Source organism: Daejeonella sp., from assembly GCF_049655485.1.
GTDB lineage: Bacteria > Bacteroidota > Bacteroidia > Sphingobacteriales > Sphingobacteriaceae > Daejeonella.
The window spans coordinates 1-2496 of sequence record NZ_JBASJU010000292.1; the positions used below are offsets into that span (position 1 = coordinate 1).

Consider the following 2496-nt stretch of genomic DNA (forward strand, 5'->3'; position numbering starts at 1 on the left):
ATTATCTGTTTAACCCTCTCTGCATCTGTTTCATAAACTGAACCATTGTCACTTACGATTAGAGTTCCCTGGCTATACTTCTCATTATGCTGACTTGCGTCAAGACCTTCTTCTTCCTCTTCAGTACTTACCCGGATCGGTTGTATAAAGTTAATGAACTTGAAAATTGCAAACGAGACCGTAAAACTAAATGCAACCACAATGGCCACTCCTTTTAGCTGGGTGAAAAAGAAAGCAGCATCTCCATAAAACCACCCATCAGCACCAGCGGCATTGACTGTTTTGGTCGCCAACAAACCAGTTAGCAGCATACCAACTATTCCACCAACACCATGGCATGGAAATACATCTAAGGTGTCATCCAAACTAGTTTTAGATTTCCAATACACTGCCAGGTTTGAAATAATTGCACTTACAACTCCGATGAAAATACTTTGAGGAATTGCCACCAAACCTGCACCCGGAGTAATTGCTACCAATCCAACGACAGCTCCTATACAGAATCCTAGCACGGAAGGCTTTTTGCCTCTTAGAACATCGAAAAACATCCAGGATAATCCTGCAGCAGCAGCAGCTATATTGGTTGTTGCGAAAGCAGAGACAGCTAAGGCATTAGCACCGAGAGCAGAACCTGCATTAAACCCAAACCAGCCAAACCATAAAAGACCTGTACCAATTAATACATATGGAATATTCGCAGGAGGGATTTCCTGATTTTCCATATGCACGCGTCTACGTTTCAAAACCAATGCGCCGGCCAGTGCTGCCATTCCAGCAGAAATATGGACAACTGTACCTCCTGCAAAATCAAAAACTCCCATTTTGAAAAGAAATCCTTCAGGATGCCAGGTCCAGTGGGCCAAGGGTGCGTAAACGAATAAGCTGAAAAGACAGATAAATAGTATATATGAAGTGAAACGAATTCGTTCAGCAACAGCCCCCACGACCAGTCCCGGAGTTATGATTGCAAACATGAGCTGAAATAAAGCAAACAATGTTAAAGGGATAGTAGGAGCTAAACTCCATGGAGCACCAGAATTTACACCTTTAAAAAATAGGAAAGTCGCAGGATTGCCTATAAATCCACCCTGAGTTTCTCCAAAGGCCAAACTAAACACAACTGTAACCCACAAAATACTAACAACTCCCGCCGCAACCACACTTTTAATCATTGTAGAGATGACGTTTTTGCGATGCACCATTCCCCCATAAAAAAAGGCTAAACCCGGGGTCATCAAAAAAACGAGCGCAGTGGCTACCAATACCCAGGCTATATCTGCTCCATTATATTTACCTCCATCATCATAATTAGGCAAGGACGTCGCAAAAAGCGAAGCAATGGCAACTGCAGATAAAACTACAAAAGGAGCAACCTGTCTTAACTGAATTTTACTCATTTTAATATATGTTAAGTGTTAAAAATAAATAACTACGCATTATTATTACCAAAACTATGAAATAAATTGATTAATTATAATTTTTATGAATAAAAATTGAACATTTTAAGTAAAAAACTGATCTGATTCAAAAACGTCACCAAAAAACACCATAATAATAGATTTTAATCGACATATACCGAGTATTAGACGGATTACCTTTGAAAATACGTATCCAAAGCAAAAAATATTGTCATTTTCAGCTAAAAACTTCGAAAATTCATATTAAAAAAGATTTCAATATGCTAAAGAGCACATAAAAAAATATCGATTTGTGAAGAATGATAAGCGGATATCAAAAGATAAATAGAAACAAGATTCCGCAGTCTGCATAAGAAAGCAGCATGTAAATTAATTTAGCAAACAGGCTAAATGGCCAAAACCGTATTCGGAATATAATTCTTTCCCTGAATAACACCCATTGTTTCTAGGCGTTTGTCAATATAGCTTTGGATCTGTGATTTTTTCATCCCCCAGTTAGGAGCAATTAAAAGATCGAAGTCTGCAAGTCCAAATAATCTTTGCAAGACGATGTCGGGACGAAGAAGAGGAATGAATTCCGCAATAAAATCAGTGTATTCGTCGATGGTGAAGGTTTTAAACGGCTCCTTTGCAAAGCGGCTACCCATTATTGAACCTTTAACGATATGAAGGTGGTGGAGTTTTACAAACTTAATCTGAGGGAACCGATTGATCTCCTCCGCATATTTGAGCATCATTTCATGTGTTTCCCAGGGGAAACCAAAAATGGTATGAACACAGATATCCACTTTAGAACCGCGGGCCAGGTCGAGTGCATTTAACAGTTCCTGGTGAGTACAGCCGCGGTTAATTTTGGAAAGGGTGTCATCATATATTGATTCCATACCCATTTCCAGGTCTACATCAAACCGATCAGTATAACTTTCGAGTAGGGCTAGTTTCTCGAAATCTATACAGTCTGGCCTGGTACCTACAGAAAGCCCCACAATTCTATCCGTATTAATACTTAATGCTTCGTCGTACAGCATCTTTAAATAGTGAGTTGGAGCGTATGTATTGGTATTGGGCTGGAAATAGA

General features: G+C 39.3%; 2 protein-coding genes. Both read right to left on the reverse strand.

The genetic code is table 11. The features are described from left to right. Positions 1-1397, reverse strand: a 1397-nt coding sequence (locus WBJ10_RS12245; protein ID WP_424290688.1) for an ammonium transporter, incomplete at its 3' end; no start/stop codon positions are given. 407 nt (positions 1398-1804) lie between these two features. After that, the coding region (locus tag WBJ10_RS12250; protein ID WP_424290690.1) for a TIGR01212 family radical SAM protein at positions 1805-2496 on the reverse strand (692 nt) is incomplete at its 5' end.